24 protein-coding genes are annotated in these 21,249 nt (G+C 44.2%); 22 read left to right on the top strand and 2 right to left on the bottom strand.

The genetic code is table 11. The annotated features are described in order from the left end of the window. The first annotated feature begins 93 nt into the window (after positions 1-93). The 6 genes from AF333_RS02860 (at position 94) to AF333_RS02885 (ending at position 5,479) form a co-directional block, all read left to right on the top strand. Positions 94-1,278, top strand: a complete 1,185-nt coding sequence (locus tag AF333_RS02860) for a sensor histidine kinase (RefSeq protein WP_043067635.1) — start codon at positions 94-96, stop codon at positions 1,276-1,278. Between the two features lie 15 nt (positions 1,279-1,293). Beyond that, positions 1,294-2,010 carry a response regulator gene (locus AF333_RS02865; RefSeq protein WP_148315981.1) on the top strand — a complete coding sequence of 239 codons (717 nt, stop codon included), beginning with the start codon at positions 1,294-1,296 and terminating at the stop codon, positions 2,008-2,010. Positions 2,011-2,861: 851 nt separating this feature from the next. Beyond that, positions 2,862-4,064, top strand: coding sequence for a saccharopine dehydrogenase family protein (locus tag AF333_RS02870; RefSeq protein WP_043067636.1), 1,203 nt, complete (start codon positions 2,862-2,864; stop codon positions 4,062-4,064). A gap of 67 nt (positions 4,065-4,131) precedes the next feature. Then, on the top strand, positions 4,132-4,329 hold the full coding sequence (locus tag AF333_RS34580) for a hypothetical protein (RefSeq protein WP_052812302.1): 198 nt from the start codon (positions 4,132-4,134) through the stop codon (positions 4,327-4,329). A gap of 526 nt (positions 4,330-4,855) precedes the next feature. Beyond that, entirely contained in the window at positions 4,856-5,056 is a 201-nt protein-coding gene (locus tag AF333_RS34585; RefSeq protein ID WP_235356695.1) for a hypothetical protein, read from the top strand. A gap of 42 nt (positions 5,057-5,098) precedes the next feature. Further along, positions 5,099-5,479 (top strand): hypothetical protein, encoded by a 381-nt coding sequence (locus AF333_RS02885; protein WP_043067637.1) that lies wholly within the window; start codon positions 5,099-5,101, stop codon positions 5,477-5,479. A 70-nt stretch (positions 5,480-5,549) separates the two neighbouring features. Here the strand turns inward: AF333_RS02885 and AF333_RS02890 are convergent, their stop codons facing one another. Beyond that, a complete protein-coding gene (locus AF333_RS02890) occupies positions 5,550-6,011 on the bottom strand; it encodes a tetratricopeptide repeat protein (RefSeq protein WP_043067638.1) in 462 nt (153 codons plus the stop codon). Positions 6,012-6,208: 197 nt separating this feature from the next. Between AF333_RS02890 and AF333_RS02895 the strand changes: the two genes are divergently transcribed. The 4 genes from AF333_RS02895 to AF333_RS02910 all read left to right on the top strand — a co-directional run bounded on the left by AF333_RS02895 (position 6,209) and on the right by AF333_RS02910 (position 9,869). Further along, complete coding sequence (locus AF333_RS02895; RefSeq protein WP_043067639.1) at positions 6,209-6,442, top strand: hypothetical protein; 234 nt, start codon at positions 6,209-6,211, stop codon at positions 6,440-6,442. 3 nt (positions 6,443-6,445) lie between these two features. Beyond that, on the top strand, positions 6,446-8,023 hold the full coding sequence (locus AF333_RS02900) for a DEAD/DEAH box helicase (protein ID WP_052812304.1): 1,578 nt from the start codon (positions 6,446-6,448) through the stop codon (positions 8,021-8,023). Then, a complete protein-coding gene (locus AF333_RS02905) occupies positions 8,024-8,779 on the top strand; it encodes a ComF family protein (RefSeq protein ID WP_052812305.1) in 756 nt (251 codons plus the stop codon). Between the two features lie 79 nt (positions 8,780-8,858). Beyond that, positions 8,859-9,869 (top strand): hypothetical protein, encoded by a 1,011-nt coding sequence (locus AF333_RS02910; protein WP_052812306.1) that lies wholly within the window; start codon positions 8,859-8,861, stop codon positions 9,867-9,869. Positions 9,870-9,936: 67 nt separating this feature from the next. On the opposite strand, the gene AF333_RS02915 is transcribed toward AF333_RS02910, so the two are convergent. Continuing rightward, positions 9,937-11,604 (bottom strand): transglutaminase domain-containing protein, encoded by a 1,668-nt coding sequence (locus AF333_RS02915; protein WP_043067640.1) that lies wholly within the window; start codon positions 11,602-11,604, stop codon positions 9,937-9,939. A gap of 309 nt (positions 11,605-11,913) precedes the next feature. Between AF333_RS02915 and tpx the strand changes: the two genes are divergently transcribed. The 12 genes from tpx to AF333_RS02975 all read left to right on the top strand — a co-directional run bounded on the left by tpx (position 11,914) and on the right by AF333_RS02975 (position 21,247). Further along, positions 11,914-12,435: a thiol peroxidase gene (gene tpx / locus AF333_RS02920; protein WP_043067641.1), complete on the top strand. Its 522-nt coding sequence runs from the start codon at positions 11,914-11,916 to the stop codon at positions 12,433-12,435. A 125-nt stretch (positions 12,436-12,560) separates the two neighbouring features. Further along, the gene (locus AF333_RS02925; RefSeq protein WP_139188877.1) at positions 12,561-12,986 is read left to right on the top strand and encodes a flagellar protein; all 426 of its coding nucleotides are present in this window, start codon (positions 12,561-12,563) and stop codon (positions 12,984-12,986) included. Between the two features lie 214 nt (positions 12,987-13,200). Then, positions 13,201-13,461: a flagellar biosynthesis anti-sigma factor FlgM gene (flgM, locus tag AF333_RS02930; protein ID WP_043067642.1), complete on the top strand. Its 261-nt coding sequence runs from the start codon at positions 13,201-13,203 to the stop codon at positions 13,459-13,461. A 44-nt stretch (positions 13,462-13,505) separates the two neighbouring features. After that, a complete protein-coding gene (locus AF333_RS02935) occupies positions 13,506-14,015 on the top strand; it encodes a flagellar protein FlgN (RefSeq protein ID WP_043067643.1) in 510 nt (169 codons plus the stop codon). 174 nt (positions 14,016-14,189) lie between these two features. After that, on the top strand, positions 14,190-15,623 hold the full coding sequence (gene flgK, locus AF333_RS02940) for a flagellar hook-associated protein FlgK (protein ID WP_043067644.1): 1,434 nt from the start codon (positions 14,190-14,192) through the stop codon (positions 15,621-15,623). Between the two features lie 11 nt (positions 15,624-15,634). Then, on the top strand, positions 15,635-16,522 hold the full coding sequence (flgL, locus tag AF333_RS02945; RefSeq protein WP_043067645.1) for a flagellar hook-associated protein FlgL: 888 nt from the start codon (positions 15,635-15,637) through the stop codon (positions 16,520-16,522). A gap of 13 nt (positions 16,523-16,535) precedes the next feature. Next, entirely contained in the window at positions 16,536-17,111 is a 576-nt protein-coding gene (locus tag AF333_RS02950; protein WP_043067646.1) for a DUF6470 family protein, read from the top strand. Positions 17,112-17,130: 19 nt separating this feature from the next. Beyond that, positions 17,131-17,589, top strand: a complete 459-nt coding sequence (gene fliW, locus AF333_RS02955) for a flagellar assembly protein FliW (RefSeq protein ID WP_052520618.1) — start codon at positions 17,131-17,133, stop codon at positions 17,587-17,589. Positions 17,590-17,600: 11 nt separating this feature from the next. After that, on the top strand, positions 17,601-17,837 hold the full coding sequence (gene csrA, locus AF333_RS02960) for a carbon storage regulator CsrA (RefSeq protein WP_043067647.1): 237 nt from the start codon (positions 17,601-17,603) through the stop codon (positions 17,835-17,837). 234 nt (positions 17,838-18,071) lie between these two features. After that, positions 18,072-18,998, top strand: coding sequence for a flagellin N-terminal helical domain-containing protein (locus AF333_RS02965; protein WP_043067648.1), 927 nt, complete (start codon positions 18,072-18,074; stop codon positions 18,996-18,998). Positions 18,999-19,077: 79 nt separating this feature from the next. Beyond that, complete coding sequence (locus AF333_RS02970; RefSeq protein WP_043067649.1) at positions 19,078-20,925, top strand: motility associated factor glycosyltransferase family protein; 1,848 nt, start codon at positions 19,078-19,080, stop codon at positions 20,923-20,925. Next, complete coding sequence (locus AF333_RS02975) at positions 20,891-21,247, top strand: hypothetical protein (protein ID WP_043067650.1); 357 nt, start codon at positions 20,891-20,893, stop codon at positions 21,245-21,247. Before AF333_RS02970 ends, AF333_RS02975 begins: the two co-directional genes overlap by 35 nt. The last annotated feature ends 2 nt before the right edge of the window (positions 21,248-21,249 follow it).

Genomic DNA, 21,249 nt, shown 5'->3' on the forward strand with positions numbered 1-21,249 from the left:
CCTATAAAGTGGGAACAACCCTAAGGAAGAGAAGCGTAGAAGGTAACAGTTGGGATGGTACTTATTGGCTAATGGAATAGGAAGGGGATGTACATGGCCGAGGCCAACATTAATATCCACGTACTCGATGAAGTTATGGAACGTACGATTTCATCGGTGGAGCAAAGTAAAGAGAAGATTTTCGACATTGCGGAGAATGCGCACAAAGAGCGCAATCACATTAGCCTCGAACTGGAAGCCCTGAAGGATGAAATTGAAAGGGTGATTGCCCAGACGGATCACCTGGAGATAAAAGCAAGGCAAGCACGCCAGAAGTTGGCGAATATTAGCCGCAGCTTTCGCCAATACAGTGAATCCGATATTCGCGAAGCCTATGAAGAAGCCAGCCAGATGCAAATTAAGCTATCGCTATCAAGAGATAAGGAACTGCGCCTCAGGCAACGTCGGGATGAACTGGAGCGCCGCCATCGGAATATCCTGCAGACCATCGAGAAATCGGAGAATTTGATTTCCCAGATAGGTCTTGTGTTAAACTACCTGCAGGGTGACCTGAGAAAGGTGGGAATTGCTCTGGAGTCGGCCCAACAGCAGCAACTGCTCGGGATTCAGATTATCCAGGCGCAGGAAGAAGAGCGCAAGCGGGTAGCTCGTGATATTCATGACGGTCCCGCTCAATCAATGGCGAATGTGACACTGCGAAGTGAAATTGTTGAGAAAATGCTGAATCAAAATCGAATTGACGAGGCAAAGGTGGAGCTCCGGTTATTAAAAGAGCTTACAAGGGCAAGTCTTGTAGATGTAAGGAAGATTATCTTCGATCTGCGTCCAATGGCTCTCGATGACCTCGGACTTGTGCCTACGCTTCGTAAGTATTTGGAAGAATACCACAAACGCCATGGCATCCATGTGAAGCTTACATTGCTTACACCGGAACGTCGTCTGCAGAATTCGATTGAAGTTGCCGTGTTTCGTCTGATTCAGGAGTCCCTGAATAACACAGCGAAGCATGCGCAGGCCAAGCATGTGGAAGTGCGGCTAGAGTTTAAACCGAATGCGGTACACTCTATTGTCACAGACGATGGCATCGGATTCGATCAGTCAACGAAGGCGGAACGGCCGCAATTTGGAATTATGGGGATGAAGGAAAGGGTAAAGCTTTTGCAAGGTAAGATGACGATTCATTCTAAGCCTGGAGAAGGGACAAGCGTTCTGTTCCATATTCCCTTTCGCATTCAAGAGAAAGACAACGATCATAGCAACGAACAAACAACACCTTAACATATGGAGGTTAGTATGACGGACCAAAAGATCTCGATTTTACTAGTAGATGACCACAAATTGTTTCGTGAAGGCGTGAAGCGAATTCTGGAGATGGAAGAGAGCTTTGAAATCGTCGGAGAAGCGTCGGATGGGGAAGAAGCATGTCAGATGGCGGCAGATTTCCAACCGGACGTTATCTTGATGGATATCAATATGCCGAAGATGACCGGCGTACAGGCGACACAGCGCATTAAGGAACGCGCTCCTGAATCGCGTATTATCATCCTGTCGATTCACGATGATGAGAACTATGTATATAAGTCCCTGCGTTCCGGCGCGGCGGGCTACCTGCTGAAAGAGATGGATTCTGATGCGCTCATCGATGCGATTAATTCGGTGGCTGCAGGCGAAGCCTATATTCATCCGAAAGTAACAGGCAAGCTTATTAGCGAATTCCGTCGTCTCAGCACAATCGAGCATAGTCACGATGAGAACGTTCTCCTCAGCGATGTGAGTGAACTTGGCGGAACGGACAAGGAAAGCAACATTCTGGCTCTGACGCCGCGTGAGCGCGAAGTACTCCAGCTGATGGCTGAAGGAAAAAGCAACCGCATGATCGGTGAAGAGCTATTCATTAGTGAGAAAACGGTTAAAAACCATGTCAGCAGTATTCTGCAGAAGCTAGATGTACAAGACCGTACGCAGGCGGTCGTTATGTCGATTAAGAACGGCTGGGTTAAATTGTCTTAATTAACCTTGAGATAGAAGGCCTGGAACGCTTGAAAGCAGCGTTCCAGGCTTTTTTTGATGGATAAGAAACAATATGTTGCTGTAAAGTAAGAAAACAACACAAGGGTGTTGATTATCCAGTACGATCCAGAGTAGATCGTCACCACACCATGCCCCAAACAGGCGTCGGTTCGTCTCCCGCACGGAAGCGTAGAGGGTCGCTTTTCGGGACCGCAAAACATCTGGGTCAACTGCTCGGGAGGGAAACGAAAGGCCTTGTTTGTGTCTCGTTGTGTGGTCTTATCCTCTCGGAACAATCAACACTCTTAGTATCCATAGGTGGATAGAAAAGAAGGACGCGTACGGCGTGCGTCCCCTTTGTTTTTTACAGCAGAGCTGCATAAGGGCAACTAGAACTGTTGCCTGCGGCACCAGTCAAGTTTTCTTTACTGTGTGGAGCGTGTGGCGTCAGGGACGAAACCGACCGGCAACTGTCTCCTGCCCCGTCATCCCCAGATGTTTTGCCGGTCGCCACAAAGCGGCCGTTATTTATATGCTTCGAGAAATTTTAGTTGTAGTCAATATATAATCACATATTTTATGTGTGTTTTTTGTGACTGATTTCTTTTTTAAGAATGAGAGGAACATAGAACAAAAAGAAAATGATGCAAAAATAACGTATTGCATTTGGCATGGATATTGCTCATATAGTATAGCGTTAGGCCAGATTGGCTTAATTAAACTACACTTATTATATGAAAGGAAGTGGCACGACAAGTGAGAAGGGTAGATAAGGTAGTTATGGTAGAACGTTGGTTGTTTCGAATACGAAGATAGAATCCATTTTTTATTACATTGAGGAGGACGACTTTGTGAGTTTACAAGTTGTGATTTTAGGCGTTGGCGGTGTCGGTCAAGTTTGCGCTGCGGAAGTGGTAAAAAAAGGGTATATAAAGAAGTTGATTCTGGCGGATATTTTTACTGAAGGAGCAGAGAAATTTGCGGAAAAGCTGCGCAAGCAAACGTTTGCAGAAGTTGTTGTTTGCCAAACGAACGCAAGCGATACAGAAAGTGTCGCATCAATTCTAGAGGATGTTGACGTACTACTCCATGCAGGGATACCGGAATACAATTTTGACGTAATGCAAGCATGCCTTGACACGAAGACACATTATATTGATATGGCATCCGATAGTCCGGACTTGCTGTTGCAGCAATTGGATTGGGATGAGAAGTTTAAACAAGCGGGAATCGTAGGAATTATGGGATTGGGTTGCGATCCGGGATTCTCCAATATTGCCGCACGGTATGCCGCAGATCAAATGGATACGGTCAAAACGATTACGATTCTTGATGGAGATAACTCCGAAGTTGATTATGATGGATTCTGCGCCTACTTTAGCCCGCAGACCGCGATTAAAGAGTGTTTGGCAAAACCGAATTATTGGACGGCAAAAGATGGACAGCAATTTTATCCAACACCGTTTATGAACGTAGAAGAATTCGAATTCCCTGAACCGATTGGCTGGTTGAATTGCTATGTTGTAGAGCATGAAGAAACTACAACATTAGGAACGTCCATCGGTAAAGGATGCGAGCATGTGGAGTTCCGTTACGCGCTTCACCCTGATTTCATCAATACACTGAAGGTATTAAGTTACCTCGGACTTGACAGCGATGAGCCGATTAAAGTAAATGGCGTCGATGTGATTCCGCGTGACGTAGTTGTGACGACCATGCCGAAGCCTGCAGAGTTGGCAGGAAAAATTCATGGATATTCCTGCGTAGGTGCTTTAGTGAAAGGGACAAAAGGTGATCAAAACGTCGAGCTGTTCGTATACACATTGGCGAACCACGATGAAATCTACGACAAGCTTGGCTTCCAGGCAACTGTATGGCAAACGGGAGTTCCTCCGATTGCTGCTGTAGATATGATTGCGGAGGGTCTCTTGAAAACCACTGGGTGCATTCCGCCGGAGAAAATCGAGCCTGTTCCGTTCCTGGAGTGTTTACAGGCAAGAAGAATGGGCTGGTACGTAATTAAGAAAACAAGTCCAATTATGAAAACGGCTTAATTAATCATAAATGATCGTCAAGTAAACGGGATAGCATCCGACATCGGAGGCTATCCCGATATATTTCATGAAATTGGAAAAAATGGGTATTTTATTGGGGGAACAGACGAATTTAAAGCGAATGCTTACATTGCTGCCAGTCGTTATTATCGGGCTCGCTTATATGGATCCTCTCGTTGTGTTTGACTCCTTCGGGGTTGTGGCAAACCTGACGAAAGGACATACAGCTACAGCGTATATTGCGATCGTAGTGACTCTATTGTAGGCCGGGCGGTGATGCTTGATTACTTATTTCTTCCGATGGTGAACTACGCAATTGGTGGGGTGTATCTTTCCACTACGTTTCCGGACATTCCATATCAGGTGTAGGTCATTATCCTTGCGACCTCTCTTACTGTCGTCATCTTATTAGGTGTGAGATTGACGGCAAATATTAATACGCTGTTCGTTTCAATTACTCGTAACGCTTACCTTTGTACGCATCTTGATCAAGGCGCTCACAGGGGGCACAGGTGAGAAGGCTCTATTCTCGCCGTAGCCATTTTATTTGGCAGACATTGAGTTCGGGCTGATTATGTCGGGGGCGGCCATCTAAATCCGAAGAAAACCATTCCGAGAGCCATCTTTCTGGTAGCGTTAATAGGCGGCTTGCTGTTTACGGGAACCTCTTATTTCCTCCAGTTTGTACATCTAACTTTACGGCGTACCAGGATATTGATGCAGCGTCCATAGAGATTGCCACGCTTGTAGAAGGAGCGTTTCTGCACTCGCTTTTTCTAGGAGAATTGATGGTGGCTGTCTGTTCCTCTTCCCTGGCATCACAAACGAGTGCCTCGCGTCTTTTGCTTGCGATGGGACGGGAAGATGCCTTGCCGAAGCAGTTCTTCGGCTATGTTCATCCGAAGCTGGGTGTTCCCGTGTATAACATTTTGTTTATAGGAGTTATTTCCCTCACGGCAATGCTCACACGTTTTTCTTATAGCACATCGTAGGCGTACCACGCATATCATATAAGCAAAAGGGAGGGAAACGCGATGGAGATATGGCCGATTCTGGGCATCACCTTTGCGGTTTACCTGATTGGTACTTGGCTTATTGTATGGGGAGGCTCGTTTTTGTTTGACCATACGCCCCCTACGATGTATCTTTCTACTCACGCGCAAGATACACCGCTGCCTGTCTTGCTTCTGCTTGAAGATACAGAAGAACAGCTTGAATATGCAATTAGACATACGATATGGACTTCTACCGTACAGGGGATTCCGCTAAAGGTTTATCTACCGCAGCAAGAAACCGTGCATCCGATTCTTTCGCTTATCCGACGTAACTGGCCTGAGCTACAGCTTGAGCAAACCGACATGCAGCCAGATGCTTTTCCGCCTGGGACATGGATGTTTGATGTACGCCATGCATAAAAAATGAGACTCCTTCACCCAGGCTGTCTCATTTTTTGTGAGTAGAAAAAAGGGAAGCATGCAACGACAACTATCGTAAAAGAACGCCAAAGATAAATAGCAGAAGCACTAGATAAGAAACCATGATAGTTTTCATCGTTTGAAATAAGGACAGGCCTCTTTGCCTTCGGGCTGCCCGCCGCATTTCACGGAAGCTTTGTAGGGCGAGCTTCTTCCGATGCGCTTCCTGTTTACGATGCAGAATAGCGAGGGCACCAACCGCTGCCTCGAAGTGGGGATCTACTTGTATTGCTCGATGATAATAGTCTTGAGCTTTCCGTATATCACCCTGCTTCTCGTACGCCTGCCCCAGATGATACAATGCTCGTACGTTGTGGCGGTTGCAGCGAAGCAGCTTTTCGTAATATGCCGGGTCTGTCGTATTAATATAAAGGGAGCGGGCGTGTTGGCCGGGTATGATTTTACGGGTTCGTTTCCAAAATGCCTCGCGCGCTGGAGACGGGTACTCGTTATGTATGCAGGCCTTTTTCATCGTATATTCACCTCTTGTTCCCCATTCTGTCCGATTATTTATGTTGTCAAACAGAAAATTTTGTCGAAATAGACATAAATTCCAATAACAAAAAAAGAAAATTTAGTAAATTAGAAAAGGAAAATAATGGATGTTGTCGAAATGTAAATGTACACAAGTCGAATACATAAAAACTATTAAGGGAGGCCTGATATAGTATGGGAAAAAATTCACATGTTCGTCTTGATGATGAAGGACGAGTATGGCTGCCGGACGAAATATTGAAGGAGGTGGGTATTCAGCTAAATGATTTTGTTCGAATCGAAGTACTAGGGGATGGACAATTATCTATTCGAAAATGCAAAGGTTCAGAAGAAATAGATGGGCAGTGTGTGATGGAGCTCGCTCCCGTAGTCGCTGAAGAAGATGAAAGATACGGTCGTAAAGCGTGAATCATGAAGGCAGAGTTGCTTGAGCACATATGTCAACGACTACAAGGTCGGGCTTTATTGGAAGAGGAAGTAAAGTGGGCATTACGATCCCAGGAGGATGAGCTGAAAAAGCTACAAGAAAAAGAGATAGACGATTTACTTAGCTTACTCGTTACTTCAGGAAAAGTTCAATGTACTGCTTCTTTAGAAGCGGTTTCGAAAAGAGAAGAGGGAGAAGAATCATTCTTCTCCTTCTTTACCTGGATGAAGCGAATGCGTTGGTTTGGACGAGGCAATTCGAAGTCGGCATACCGATGTAATCGGTGTGGCGCAGATGAAAAAGATATCCATCTTGTGTATTGTCACCGTTGCCAAGGAGAGTGTGCGTACTGTAGGCGTTGTCTTGTTATGGGCCGGAGCAGTTGTTGCGTTCCATATTATTTATTCCCTTGTGATAGACAGAAAGTGAAGCAAAACATTCATATGGAAGCGGCACTGAATTCTTATCCACAGTTAACCGAAGCACAATGTGCAGCTGCGCGGAGTATGCTGGAATTTTATGAGAGGACAAGCGGCGAAAAGCAAGAATTCCTCGTCTGGGCGGTATGTGGGGCCGGGAAGACAGAGGTGATGTTCCCGCTTCTGCGTTATTTGCTGGAGAATGGACGAAGCGTACTATGGGCGACGCCGCGTCGCGATGTTGTGCTGGAGCTTGCACCACGGTTGCGCCAAGTGTTTCCAGACTATGCATTGGCGGTACTGCATGGCAACACGCCGCCGCAGGAGAAGTGGATCGCCGACAGACTTGTATTGGCGACCACGCATCAGGCGCTTCGGTTCTATCGCAGGTTTGATGTTGTCATTATGGATGAGGTGGATGCGTATCCGTATACAAGCGATGAGATGCTACCATTTGCAGTGAACCGTGCCCGGACATTGCCCGGCAAGACCGTTTATTTAACCGCTACTCCACGGCCTGACTACCAAAAGAGAATGCAGAAGTCCGCAAATCATAAGGATTTTCTTCCACATGTGAAAATCCCGGTTCGTTATCATGGTCATCCGCTTCCTGAGCCGGACATTTACCGGGAAAGCAAACTAAACGCTCGTTTAAGTACCAAAAAGCCAATTCCTACGCTACTTTCTTTTATAGAACATAGTGAGAAAGAAGGCAGCCCTGTATTTATCTTTGTTCCTGCCATTCGTCAGCTACCTATATTGTATGACTATATCATATCGCACAATGAAAGCTGGAAGGCAAAAGCCGCTACCGTTCACGCGTCCGATCCGGAACGGGAAGCTAAAGTCATGGCTTTGCGGGAAGGCAGGCTGCAAGCCCTGTTAACAACAACGATTATGGAGCGGGGAGTGACGCTCCCCGGTATTCAGGTATTGGTATGCCAGGCGGACGCGCCTGTGTTCGACGAAGCGGCCCTTGTTCAGATTGCGGGCAGGGCCGGTCGCTCGGCCTCTGACCCGTACGGTCAAGTTATCTTTATGGCAGAGGAAGTAACGGACACCATGAAAGCTGCGATCCAACAGATTAAGGAAATGAACCGTCTGGCTCGGAAGATGGGCTATGTCAATGTAGGAGGGAAGTAGATGAGTGGTTGGCAAGGTGTCATTAATGGGATATTAAATCTACTATATCCGTCATCGCCGCTTTGTTCCTTATGCGCCCATCCTGTACGCTACGTTACACAGGGGATGGGAGGAATGGAAGATACGGTGCCGTTGTGCACTGTATGTAAGGAACAATTCGCTTTTATCCTAGACAATATATGTCAGTTGTGCGGTCGTCCATGGGTTGCAAACACTGTATGTGGAGATTGTGCGCGCCGTACGGAACAGCATATTCATTATTCACGTAGTGCCGTCCGCTATAATGAGGCGATGAAAGGGCTGCTGGCACAATATAAATACCGTGGTGACCGGAAGTTAGCAGAAGTTATGGTATCCTTGCTGCTGCGTGCCTGGCGTTTGCATTATGCCGGAATGAAGGTGGATTGTCTTACTTATATTCCACTACATGAAGCGCGTCTGTTTGAACGAACATTTAATCAGGCACAGGAAATGGCGTGTCTGCTAGCGCATGAAGTTGGTGTTCCGTTACATGGGCTATTGGAGAAAAAGAAAGCCACCGAGAAGCAGAGCCAGCGAGATCGTACAGGTCGTTTGAATGCGCTGCGGAATGTGTTTCATTTTTCGCCGGAGGAAGGGATCGTACTCTCTAACTGTCCGGTTATTGTGCTAATAGATGATGTATACACTACAGGGACTACCTTGGCGGAGGCGGGACGTGCGATTAAGGAAGGGATACCGCAAGCGGAGGTGTACGGGCTTACAGTAGCCAGATAGTCAGGGATGGCTGGGTTTAGATATGAGACGGGACTCATGGTACACTTAAAGGAAGAGAAAAGGTAAGGGAGTAACACGAATGAGCGCTCAACTCGATAAAATTCTGGAGGCCGTCACCGGCATTCATGTGCGAATGGACCGTTTTGAAACAGAACAAAAAACACTGCGCCACGAAATGAACGAGCGGTTTTCAGAGATTGACAAGCGTTTTGACGAGATAGACCAACGGTTCGTGGAAGTAGACAAGCGGTTTGATGAGGTAGATAGACGATTTATAGAAGTAGATAAGCGGTTTGATGAGGTAGATAGACGATTTATAGAAGTAGATAAGCGGTTTGATGAGGTAGATAGACGATTTATGGAAGTAGACAGGCGGTTTGATGAGATAGACGAAAAGTTTGTCAAAGTAGACCAACGGTTTGATGAAGTAGACAAAAAGTTTGTCAAAATAGATCAACGGTTTGATGAAGTAGATAGACGATTTGTAGAAGTAGACAGGCGGTTTGACAGTGTAGCAGAAGAGTTTGGTGTTATATATGGGAAATTTGCTGAAGTGGATAAACGTTTTGACGGAGTAGCGGAAGAGTTCATTGTCATGCATGAGAAGTTCGTTGAGATAGATAAGCGTTTTGACGGAGTAGCAGAAGAGTTTAGCGTTATGCACGGAAAGTTCGCCGAGGTGGATAAGCGTTTTGACGGAGTAGCAGAAGAGTTTAGCGTTATGCATGGAAAGTTCGCCGAGGTGGATAAACGTTTTGACGGAGTAGTAGAAGAGTTTAGCGTCATGCATGAGAAGTTCGCTGAGGTGGATAAACGTTTTGACGGAGTAGCGGAAGAGTTTGGCGTTATGCATGGAAAGTTCGCCGAGGTGGATAAACGCTTTGACGGAGTAGCAGAGGAATTCGGTTCCATACATGGGAAGTTTGAAGAGATCAAACAAATCATAAGCGATGCACAGGTGAAAAATCTGGAAAGCGATAATCTCATTCTTCGAGAAATTGGTCAGCTGCGTGAGGAGGTACGATATGCTATCGACACGTCGCATGAGAATCGCGAGCAAATTCACCGACTGAAAAATAGGTTGGGATAGAACAAGACAAAGAAAAAGCGGCGACCTTTTCTAATGAAGGTCGTCGCTTTTGGCTCTGTGTCAGATCTTAGTAGCCTACGCCTTTACGTGAATGCGTACGATTAAACACCTCCGGCTTTGGATCGAAATATTGAGGGTCGTATTTTGGAACAAACTTGCCATCCTGAATGTAGCCTGCACCCCAGGTCGGGTCCATCGTTAACCACTTCCCGTCTACCTTCGTCTCGATCCAGGCGTGTCTGCCTCGGGCATATCCTTCCACGAATCGGGATTCCATGCCGAGAGAGCGGAATAGGGCGACACCGAGGAACACATAGTCTTGGCATACCCCTTTCTTCTCACTGAGCGTTTTTAGGGCACTATCGTCATAATGAAATTCATCGTTTTGATATTTCGGCACATCGTATATAATGTTTTTCGCTACATATTCATAAATGGCCAGCGCTTTATCGCGTTCGGTCTGTTTGCCTGCGGTTAGTTGTTCAGCTAATTGTTTGATTTCCGGTGCGTCAGATTGGATGCCGCGTGAAGGCAGCAGATCCCGTTTATCTTCTATGACTGTATTGTTCACCTCGAAAGCAGCAGCTTGGAAAAACTTATAGTAATCTCGGTTCTCGTATTGAATTTCTGGCACGTTCACTGTCACTTCATATTTATCCGGGCCAAAACGCAGCCAGAATTCATCGTCGAACTTGTAGTCTGTAATCAGAACGAAGTACGTTGCTTTATCCGCGCCTTTTTTTGTTTGAACGATAAGGTGCGTTGTTTTGGCTGCATCCTTCGCATTCGGATCGAGACTGCCAGCGATTCGGTATTTCAGATTTGCTTCGTCGCCTCCGGCCTTTGGATAGTCAAGCTGCAGACCTCGCTCCTGGTACATTTTGCTGAACTCGATCGGCTTTGAAACTTTCTCAGATGTATTGTCGATACGTAATATGGCTGCATCTTCATAATAATTATCCTTACCTGGCTTAGGCACCAGTACGGTCAGCTCGTGCACCCCTTTTCCGTAATACAGCGGGATATCAGCAGTGAAGGTCCCATTCTTCACAGGAACGAGATTTTTCCAGCTATCGCTGTCCTTCTCCAGCTTTACCATAACGTAAGGCTGACTGCCCTGTTGCAGCTTGAGCGAGCCTTTTAATTGGAACGACTCGCTACTTTTCACAAAGCCGGAAGCTGGAGTTTCGATAGCCAGCTCCGCTTTTTTCCCGGCGGACGTCAACTCGATATCACGCGTAAGGGTCGGGTTCACATTAATGACCTTGAAATCGGCAATGTCATAGTAGTAATCGTCCCGGTTTGTGCTGGGCAGGCGCACTGTCACCCGGTACTCTCCCTTTCCGTTAAAAAGCCGTACGTTCTGTGCGAATGCGCCTTTTGTAAGCGGAGCATAGTATATAAATTTCCGTCCGCCAATTCCTTCTTCCATGGCACGCACTTCAATCATGGCATACGGTGATCGGAATCTTTCATATTCTTTAGCAGAACCAGACACGGTAAATAATGCATTCGCCGCAAACTCTTCGTATTCCGGCTCTTTGAGCTTTGCACCCACTTCTTCAGCATATGGCTTCAATACAAGCGGCTTTTTCTCCAACGCTTCATTTTCTTTTTTCTCCTGTTCGGTTTGTGTTTTTTCTTCTCCTAAAGTGAAGAGGGCAGAGCATGCAGATGTGAGAAGCAATACGGCTCCCAATAATAACATTCCAAGTATTCGCGTATGTCTTGCCATATCCATCCTCCTGTCCTTCTATTGTTTAAATTTACAGAAAAATAAAGATGCAGTAGAGAGGAAAAAGCACCTTTTTTGTATTAAAAAGTAAGTGTTTTCAGGGAGAAAGCAATGAAATCGACAGGAATCTGTATAAAGTGAACATTTTGATGTGTGTGGTTAGTTTTACATGACGAGGAAAAAATTGCGTAATATAAAAAAGAAAAAGAGTTAATTTCCATATTAACAGCATGCACATGTTGTAATTTAGAAGAATCTTTACTAGAATGAATGAAGAGAATACCCACTTTTGAATTGGAGGGAACGTACATGGCAGTTGAAAGAGAAGGTGCAATCACATTTAAAAACAATCCGGTGACACTGATTGGGGAAGAAGTGAAAGTGGGCGATACGGCGAAAGATTTCACTGTGCTCGCACAAGGTCTTAAACCGTATTCACTGAATGACGGAAAAGGAAAAGTACGCTTAATCAGCGTTGTTCCTTCTATTGATACAGGCGTATGTGAAGCACAAACTCGCCGTTTCAATGAAGAAGCGGCTAAACTGGAAGGCGTAGAAGTACTGACGGTAAGCGTAGACCTGCCGTTTGCGCAAGCTCGTTGGTGCGGAGCGGAAGGTATCGAGAACGTGAAAATGCTGTCTGATCACCGTGATCTTTCTTTCGGTGAAGCATTCGGCGTAGCTATCAAGCAGCTTCGTCTGCTGGCACGTGCGATCTTCGTATTGGATGCTGACAACAAAGTAACATATGTTGAATATGTATCCGAAGCGACTAATCATCCGGATTACGATAAAGCGATCGCAGCAACAAAAGAAGCAGCGGCAAAATAATTTGCTGCTGAGCAGTATATAGTCATAAAGAATCAATCATTTTGAAAATAGGTCCCGAATCCCATGGAATATGCGGTAAAATAGACGGAGGATATCCGTTGTTTGAGCGAAGGGAGAGGGGCCTATTGTCATTTGATATTATGAATTGTCCGCGATGCAAGAAGCTATTCCGTAAAGTCCGGCAGAATGTATGCCCGAACTGCGTAAAAGAAATCGATCGGGAGTACGAGAAGTGCTATAAGTTCATGCGGAAGAAGGAGAACCGGGCTTGCAACGTACGTGATCTGAGTGAAGCAACCGACGTGTCGGTGAATCAGATTACGATGTTTATTCTGGAAGGGCGATTAAGCATCGACAATAACCCCAACATGAGCTATCCTTGCCGTAGCTGCGGTGAGCCTCTACGCTCCGGTTCGCTTTGCGATCATTGTATGGGCAACCTAAAGAAGATCGCCGGTTACATGAAGGAAGACGAGCAGAAACGTGGGGAGAAAGAGGCCCAGGAGAAGCGTGAACGATCGGCATTATACCGAAGCGGTCGCGACCAGTAAGAAAAACTCGCGGGCGTTGCCACTCGTCCTTAAAGAAAAACCTTAAAATTTTCGTTAAAAATGCCGATTACTTTAATAACGAGTAGTCGGCTTTTTCTTTTTGAGTCGATAGAAAGCCGGAGGTAGTGATATTCATACGGTCTAAACTGATGAAGGATGAGGAAAGAATAAGGAATATGCATACAAATCATAAAAAAGACGGGGGTGACACACGATGAGAATCGAAAGACCGAATCAGATTCAGCCAATCAATCCATATCGCCAGCAAGAGATGAAACAGGACGAAACGAAGGCAAAGGGAAAAGGCCGCGATCAGCTGGAAATTTCTAATGAGGCTCTGGAACTTCAGCGTACGCAGGAGACAGAAGCCGAGCGTAACGAACGCATTGCTGAATTGAAGAAGCAAGTACAAGAAGGAACATACCATGTTGATGCGAAGGTCATCGCGGAAGCATTGCTAAAGAAAGGCCTGTAAGCTGTAGCGTACGCGAGAGATAAATACCGGATGGTGACATACAAATGAGTGATTTATATACCGTTGTTGAGATTCTGGAACAGCTAATCATCGAGCACGAAAAAATGCTGAAGCTGGCCGGGCATAAGAAAGATGCGCTCATTAAGGGCAATATCGACGAATTGTCCCGCATCCTGCAATTCGAATCTCGCTGCATCAATGCCATCCAATCCCTTGAATTAGAGCGAGAGAAACATGTCTCGCTCTATTTAATGCAGCGGGGCATTCGCAAGGAAACGTGTTATTTAAGCGATTTAATAGAGCTGACCGAAAAAACGGAGCTGAAGCAGTCGTTATCCGTCTGTCAGCAGAAACTTAGTAGCAGCATATCCGAACTAAAGTTAGTAAATGAATTGAATCAGAAGTTGATCGAGCAGTCGTTGGCATTCCTGAATTTCACAATAGAAGAGCTAACGGCCCCATTTGAGGAGCCTACGTATCAGAATACGCAGAAAGCTTCACGTCCGAATCCGTATATGAAGCCGTCTCATGGTTTTTTTGATAGTAAGGCGTAAAATTCGCAGGGAATTATGTTGTTTATATAAATAACACTTGATATTTTGGCATCGTAGATAATGAGAGGAAAGAAGGAGAGAACTTCTGCTTTTGACCCTATTTTTCTGATTCAAATCACCAAAATATATTGATTCATTAAAGTATATCTATTTTAGAGAAGAGGGGGAATTAGTATGTCAACATTTTCAGGGTTAGAGATTGCTAAGCGGGCGCTGTTTGCACAGCAAGCGTCACTGTACACAACAGGTCATAATATAGCAAATGCCAATACACCAGGCTATTCGCGTCAGCGCGTTAATTTGGAGGCGACATCGCCGTATCCGTATCCAAGTGTGTCGAATGGTGGCCAGGCTGGTCAGGTGGGAACGGGCGTTGTGGGAAGTTCGATTGAACGCTTGCGTGAACGTTTTTTGGACTTGCAATATCGAGGAATCTATAAGGATGTGGGGGAACATGAGGCGCGAGCTGATGCGCTTGAGAAAGTCGAAATAATCATGAATGAGCCTTCTGATAAAGGCTTTCGTTATGTTATGGATGAATTCTGGAACTCATGGCAAAAAGTATCTCAACCATCAGCAGAATATCCTACTCGTGAGACTGTCATTCAGAAAGGAAAGGCTTTGGCCGAAACATTTAATGCGATGGATCGCGAATTAAAGGAACTGCAACAGGATTTTGATGAGCAGATCAAAACGCGCGCTGGGCAACTAGATACGCTTGTGAAGGAAATTGCAAGCTTGAATAAACAAATAGGTGAGCTTGTTCCACATGGTTATGTACCGAATGATTTATATGATAAGCGTGATTTGTTAGTTGATAAGCTATCAAAAATGTTTGATATTGATGTAGAAACGGTCGCGATCGATGTACAGGGCAAGAAGGTCGATGGAGCGGTAAATATTAAACTGAAGCAGCCGAGTGTAGATTTAGTAACAGGCAATATAGCTGCTGACATTTCTGCGGAGCCTGCAGCTGCTCCCTCAGATAAGCTGGCTAATGGCAACACTAGACATGTACTTAATATTGGGGGTACGGTACTGGATGCTGCCAACTCCCCAGTAGGTGGAGAGATTTCCGGGTTAATGCAATCACGAGATACAGCAATAAGTAGCTATATTAATAAAATTGATACGCTTGCAAGTAACTTGATTAAGGAAGTTAATGCAGCCCATGGTAAGAACTTTTTTTCTGGAACGGGTGCAAGGGATATCGGGGTAGCTATCTCCGATCCGAATGACGTGGCTAACAATAGTGGAGAGCCAGGGAATAATGACATCGCTAAGGCTGTATATGCATTAAAGCATAAATCCGTAACGTTTACGGTAGGTGGAAATAATACATCTACCACATTCGACGAATTTACCCGTAGCATTGTATCTACATTGGGAAACGAGACAGAAGCAGCGCAGAATAGTCGAGAGAACGCAATATTGATTACTAAACAAATAGATATGAGTCGTCAATCCATATCCGGCGTATCACCGGACGAGGAAATGAGCAATATGATTAAATTTCAGCATGCGTACAATGCAGCGGCTCGTACTGTAACTGTTATCGATGAGATGCTGGATAAAGTTATTAACGGCATGGGTGTCGTAGGTAGATAGGGGGAGTAACTATGCGTATTACACAAAATATGCTAAACAACAATATGTTGTACAATCTCGGTAATAGCTTGAGCCGGATGGATAGACTGCAAGATATGATGTCCACAGGTAAAAAAATATCCAAACCTTCCCATGATCCTATGGTAGCAATTCGCGGAATGCTTTTTCGTACGAAGCTTTCTGAGAATGAACAATATCGTGCTAATACGGATGAGGCGGTAAACTGGCTTGATCAGGCTGAATCCTCTATTAGTGAAGGCGGTAGTATTCTAGCCCGAATTAAAGATCTTATCACTCAGGCCGCAACTGATACAAATGGTGTTAGCGAAAGGGAAAAAATATCTGCCGAGGTTAGACAGTTACGTGAACAGCTAGGAACTGTTGCGAATACTACCTTTGCAGGGAAATATATTTTTAGCGGTACACAAATATTAACGCCGCCATATAATGGGACGAATATAGATAGTGGAATTAATGAAGATCCTATTAATCTTGAAGTTTCTACGAATATCCAGGTTCAGATTAATGTAACCGCAAAGGAAATGTTTGGTGAGGCGCCAAACTCAACATTTAATATGTTAGATAAGGTTATCAGCCATCTTGAAAGTGATCCTGCAGTAACCGATGAACTGAAGGCTGATTTGGATGAGGTTCAGAAGCATATTGATAATCTGTTAAAAGTTCGAGCCTCGGTTGGTGGACGGACGAATCGAATTGAATTAATGCAAGACCGGCTTGAAACCCAGCACGATGGTACAGAAAAGATGATTTCAGATGGAGAAGATGCCGATCCAGCAAGGGTTATCATTGATCTTATGAATAATGAAAACGTATATAGGTCTGCTCTAGGGGCAGGAGCACGTATCATTCAACCTAGCCTTCTTGATTTTCTCCGATAAGGAGGTATAAGTCATGAATCTTCCGCGAATTCAACTCAATCAGACGTTTTACAAGCTCGGCTGGGATACACAACAGCCGAGTTACTCATTTAATCCTTCTCGTGCTACACTTTCTATTGAGCAGAAGCCTGCAGAGATGGTGCTGAATCCTACCCCACCGCGTGTGCTGATTGATCAGACGGAATGCTGGGCAGATATGGACTTGAAGCATATCTTTAGGCGTAATGCTGAATTCGCTTCTTATGGTAAGCAGCAGGTTCTCCAGTATATCTCCCGTGTCATGCAAGAAGGAGAGCAACTGAGGGCGATTGAAAACAAAGGAAATGCAATCGCTAGCATCGCTAAAAGCAAAAAGCTTATACCTGATCATCAATTTACTTACCGGAATGTGCCGGGGAACTTTTCTTTGAAAATGCAAGGAGTTCCAGGTGCGTTAAATATGGAATGGCGTGAGGGAGAGATAACTGTTGGTGTACAGCAGACTCCATTTGAACACCATTATGAGAAAGGAAAAATTACATATCATACGCTGCAGAAAAATCGTCTCGATATTGATGTAATCGGTGGTACAATTGATATAGCAAAATAGAGTTGGGAGTGTGCCAAAGATGATGCGAACACTGCAGACTTCATTGTTTGGTGAGATCACATATAGCACGGAAGAAATCTATGTTTTTGAAGAGGGAATCCCTGGTTTTTCTAACTTAAAAGAGTTTATTTTTTTAAAAGTCGAGGACAGTCCCTTTACAGTAATGCACGCTGTAGCAGAAGATACGTATTTCTTTTTAATTGATCCGTTTGAAAGGTATGGAAAATACGAATTCTCGCTCAATCAATCCGCCCGGGAAAAACTGGGGGCAGAAAAGCGTGAGGACATATTATGCTATGCAATTGTCGTACTGCGTGAGCCTCTTATGGATTCTACAGCCAATCTATCAGCTCCTATCATTATAAATAGAGAGACCCGACGTGGATTACAATTCATACTTGAGCAAAGCCCGTATTCCGTTCGTACGCCTCTTTTTAGAGTAGAAAAAACCGCAGAGCAGGAAGCGGAGAAAAGGTAGGGAACCATACGATGCTTGTATTGAGTAGAAAAGTAGGCGAGAAAATTATGGTTGGCGACTCTATTCAGATAAAAGTAATAAGTGTCGACGGTGATCAGGTTAAGCTGGGGATTGAAGCACCACAGAATGTATCCATCTATCGGGAAGAAGTGTATGAAACGCTACAGCAAGAAAATAAGCTCGCCGGACAACGTGTTCCAGGTTTAAATCTGGAGCAAATACGAAGGCTCTATTTAGATAAGGAATGACATATAAGGCCCTGTTTTTGGTACCATACCAAGAATTGGGCTATATTTTTATAAAAAAGTTTTTGAAAAATATGTGATAGAGTCTAAACTTTGTGAACTTGCTTCCGATAACTGTAGTGTAAGAGGGAATGATAGCTATGTCAGCCGGGGCGTACGACCGGAAGAACGGTACTTCATTCTTTCCACCAAGCGTTCACACGGATGTGGACGATACATCTCAAGGAGGAATATACGATGATTATTAACCATAACTTGAATGCAATGAATGCGCATCGTCAATTTGGTATCAACAATGTTAACACTGGTAAATCTACTGAGAAACTATCTTCAGGCTTTCGTATTAACCGTGCTGGTGACGACGCTGCTGGTCTTTCCATTTCCGAGAAAATGCGTGCACAAATCAAAGGTTTGAACCAAGCTTCTCGTAACTCTCAGGATGCGATTTCTCTCATCCAGACAGCAGAAGGTGCACTGAACGAAACACACAGCATTCTGCAACGTATGCGTGAGCTGGCAGTTCAATCTGCGAACGACACGAATAAAACGCAAGACCGTACAGCGCTGCAAGACGAGATTAATCAGTTAACAGTTGAGATTGACCGTATCGGTAAATCTACAGCATTCAACGAAAAGAAATTGCTTGATGGTGGTACTAAAACACTTAATAATAACTCTGGACTGCAATTCCAAATTGGTGCTAATAACGAAGAAACCCTTCGTATCAGCCTCAAGATTAATAGCATGACTGCAAGCGGTTTGAACATTACTGGTGCTGCTGGCAACACTAAAGCTGTAACTGGTGCCTCTGGTACTCAGGTAAAAGCTGTACTAACTAAATTTGACGACATGTCTATAGCAACTGTAGATATTACAACTGCTTCAAAAGCTCGTGCTGCAATCGACGTATTCAATAGTGCAATTAAAGATGTGTCTAAAGAGCGTTCGAAAATGGGTGCATACCAAAACCGTCTTGAGCACACTATTTCTAACCTTGATAACGCTGCAGAAAACCTCCAAGCTGCAGAATCCCGTGTACGCGATGTAGACATGGCGAAAGAAATGATGAACTATACGAAATCGAATATCCTGTCTCAAGCATCACAGGCAATGCTTGCACAAGCCAACCAGGCTCCACAATCTGTTCTGCGTCTGTTGGGTTAATCACTTTTTGTGGTTTGATAGAAGCAAAAGGGTCGACATTTTGTCGGCCCTTTTGTGTATGTTAAGGGAGGACAGTATCATGCTTGAATGTAATACCCAAGCCTTACAAGAAGGCTATCCAGACTTATATAAGAGGTTACAGAAAGTAGAGGGTAATAAAAAAGAACAGATAATCGAACTGGCTAGGAATGGTCAACCTACACTCATAATTAAAACCGGCGAGCAGCCACTATATATACATAGCCGATATAATCCAGAACGGGAAGCATATCAATGGGTGCAGGCATTGCAACTGAAATCGGATATGCTTGTTGTTATCGGAATGGGATTAGGGTATATCCTCCCCGCACTAGACATGTTTTATCCAAATAGTAAAATTGTAATTGTCGAGCAGAGTGAAGAGGTTTTTATGGCTGCGATTCAGCATGTAGACATATCAACATGGCTGAAAGATGAGAGATTTATTTTTTTAGTTGGTTGTGATCCGTTTTTAACCGGGCGTCTACTGGCTGAATATATTTGGCAACGTAATCTTTCGCCGGACTATTTACAGATTACTGGTCTTCCTGTATATGACCGTATGAATCCCGGAATGATAGAGGCTGTCAAAGAACAAATAAACTTTCAATGGACTGAGCTTCGTGTTCAGGAAGCCACGTACGAACGATTTTCAAAGGTATGGATGACAACTACACTGAGAAATGCACAGTATATCAACCAGCATCCTTCAGTTGAATCTGTTTGTGAGAAGCTGCATGGTATTCCTGTCATAATCGTTGCGGCAGGTCCATCGCTTGAGAAGAACGTACATATACTTAAACATATAGGGGATCGAGCCATTATACTTGCTGTCGGATCTTCGGTTAATATACTGGAGAAGTATGGGATAGAGCCCCATATTATTATGGCAATTGATAGTGCAGAAAGCGAAAAAAATATTTTTGCTACATCCAGCTTTTCTTCTCCGTTACTCGTCTATGCGCATACATTGCACCCTGATATTGTACATTCGTATCCGGGTTCAAAAGCGTGGGTTAAGCTAAAAGAGGATCGAGTAGTTGAATATATTTGCAAGCGGTTAAACCTTTCATACATTGAGGCAGCTGATGGTCCTTCTGTCGCTAATATTGCGTTTGATTTTGCAATCAAACAATTAAAGGCGAGCGCTGTTATTTTGATTGGCCAGGATTTGGCTTACACGAATAATCAGACCCATGCATCAGGAGTTGTGCATGGTACATCTATTAAAGTGAATACGTCAGGGCACTTGCTCATGCAGGATATAAATGGAAATGCTGTAGCGACATCGAGCGCTTTTATTGCAATGAAGAATTTTTATGAAGTGTATATACAGTATGAAAAACCTTCTATGCCAATTTATAATTGTACGGAAGGTGGGCTTTCGATTTCAGGAATTCCAAATGATTTTCTTAAAGAAACAATAGAGCATGTCTGTTCTTCTATTTATCCAATAAAAAAATGGATCAATGAGGCCATGTGCACTTCAGATAGGGTAAGGAAAGAAGAAAAAATCCAGGAAAAAGAAATGTGGAATGAACTCTTAGAAGGGGCACAAAGATTGTTTGTTCTTTCTGAAAAAAGGGTGGGAATAGTAGACGGATTATCAGCAATACATCCAGCCTTCACTAATGAATTTGCTAAGGTAAATGATATAACGCAACAAATAGAAAACGATCCAACATATGAATATATGATTCAGCCCTATGTGCAGTGGTTAATAGATGCATCTTCCCGACATATTCATGATGCGACACAAAAAACCGATGATATAATAAAGACCAAGGAAAAACTACTTGAAGAATTGCGCAAACAATATAAGCGTATACATGAACATATTGTGCTCTTCAAACAAACGGTGGAGGGGATTTCTAATGGAACAGTATCAACAGAAAATAGAACTACTTGAGACATCAAGCGACTTGATCGATAATTTGCTTGTACGGATTGAAGCAGCAGCAGCTTTATATCATGGCGGAAAAGAAGTAGAAGGAAGTCAAAAAATCCTAACTATTATCGATGATATGTCGCAGCTTGCCCAGGCGCTGACTATTACGATTGATGTTCAAAAAGATCCGATTGATGTATCCGTCCTTAATGATTTTCTACAGGAAAGCACTGAGGCATTTGAACATCAGGATTTTGTTTTGTTGGCTGACCTGTTTGAGTATGAGGTATCTCCTGTACTTGAGGCATGGAAAGAAAAAATTCTACTTACGCTTGGGGCCTAATA

This window comes from Aneurinibacillus migulanus (assembly GCF_001274715.1).
GTDB classification, from domain to species: Bacteria; Bacillota; Bacilli; order Aneurinibacillales; family Aneurinibacillaceae; genus Aneurinibacillus; species Aneurinibacillus migulanus.

What these genes read in the sequence shown, in the direction of transcription:
- AF333_RS02935 (WP_043067643.1), top strand. Translation starts at nt 13,506, where the DNA reads ATGAGTGATTTATATACCGTTGTTGAGATTCTGGAACAGCTAATCATC.
- flgL (WP_043067645.1), top strand. Translation starts at nt 15,635, where the DNA reads ATGCGTATTACACAAAATATGCTAAACAACAATATGTTGTACAATCTC.
- AF333_RS02915 (WP_043067640.1), bottom strand. Translation starts at nt 11,604, where the DNA reads ATGGCAAGACATACGCGAATACTTGGAATGTTATTATTGGGAGCCGTA.
- AF333_RS02890 (WP_043067638.1), bottom strand. Translation starts at nt 6,011, where the DNA reads ATGAAAAAGGCCTGCATACATAACGAGTACCCGTCTCCAGCGCGCGAG.
- AF333_RS02950 (WP_043067646.1), top strand. Translation starts at nt 16,536, where the DNA reads ATGAATCTTCCGCGAATTCAACTCAATCAGACGTTTTACAAGCTCGGC.
- AF333_RS02905 (WP_052812305.1), top strand. Translation starts at nt 8,024, where the DNA reads ATGAGTGGTTGGCAAGGTGTCATTAATGGGATATTAAATCTACTATAT.
- AF333_RS34580 (WP_052812302.1), top strand. Translation starts at nt 4,132, where the DNA reads ATGAAATTGGAAAAAATGGGTATTTTATTGGGGGAACAGACGAATTTA.
- flgM (WP_043067642.1), top strand. Translation starts at nt 13,201, where the DNA reads ATGAGAATCGAAAGACCGAATCAGATTCAGCCAATCAATCCATATCGC.
- AF333_RS02895 (WP_043067639.1), top strand. Translation starts at nt 6,209, where the DNA reads ATGGGAAAAAATTCACATGTTCGTCTTGATGATGAAGGACGAGTATGG.
- tpx (WP_043067641.1), top strand. Translation starts at nt 11,914, where the DNA reads ATGGCAGTTGAAAGAGAAGGTGCAATCACATTTAAAAACAATCCGGTG.
- AF333_RS02860 (WP_043067635.1), top strand. Translation starts at nt 94, where the DNA reads ATGGCCGAGGCCAACATTAATATCCACGTACTCGATGAAGTTATGGAA.
- csrA (WP_043067647.1), top strand. Translation starts at nt 17,601, where the DNA reads ATGCTTGTATTGAGTAGAAAAGTAGGCGAGAAAATTATGGTTGGCGAC.
- flgK (WP_043067644.1), top strand. Translation starts at nt 14,190, where the DNA reads ATGTCAACATTTTCAGGGTTAGAGATTGCTAAGCGGGCGCTGTTTGCA.
- AF333_RS02965 (WP_043067648.1), top strand. Translation starts at nt 18,072, where the DNA reads ATGATTATTAACCATAACTTGAATGCAATGAATGCGCATCGTCAATTT.
- AF333_RS02865 (WP_148315981.1), top strand. Translation starts at nt 1,294, where the DNA reads ATGACGGACCAAAAGATCTCGATTTTACTAGTAGATGACCACAAATTG.
- AF333_RS02975 (WP_043067650.1), top strand. Translation starts at nt 20,891, where the DNA reads ATGGAACAGTATCAACAGAAAATAGAACTACTTGAGACATCAAGCGAC.
- fliW (WP_052520618.1), top strand. Translation starts at nt 17,131, where the DNA reads ATGATGCGAACACTGCAGACTTCATTGTTTGGTGAGATCACATATAGC.
- AF333_RS02910 (WP_052812306.1), top strand. Translation starts at nt 8,859, where the DNA reads ATGAGCGCTCAACTCGATAAAATTCTGGAGGCCGTCACCGGCATTCAT.
- AF333_RS02970 (WP_043067649.1), top strand. Translation starts at nt 19,078, where the DNA reads ATGCTTGAATGTAATACCCAAGCCTTACAAGAAGGCTATCCAGACTTA.
- AF333_RS02900 (WP_052812304.1), top strand. Translation starts at nt 6,446, where the DNA reads ATGAAGGCAGAGTTGCTTGAGCACATATGTCAACGACTACAAGGTCGG.
- AF333_RS02885 (WP_043067637.1), top strand. Translation starts at nt 5,099, where the DNA reads ATGGAGATATGGCCGATTCTGGGCATCACCTTTGCGGTTTACCTGATT.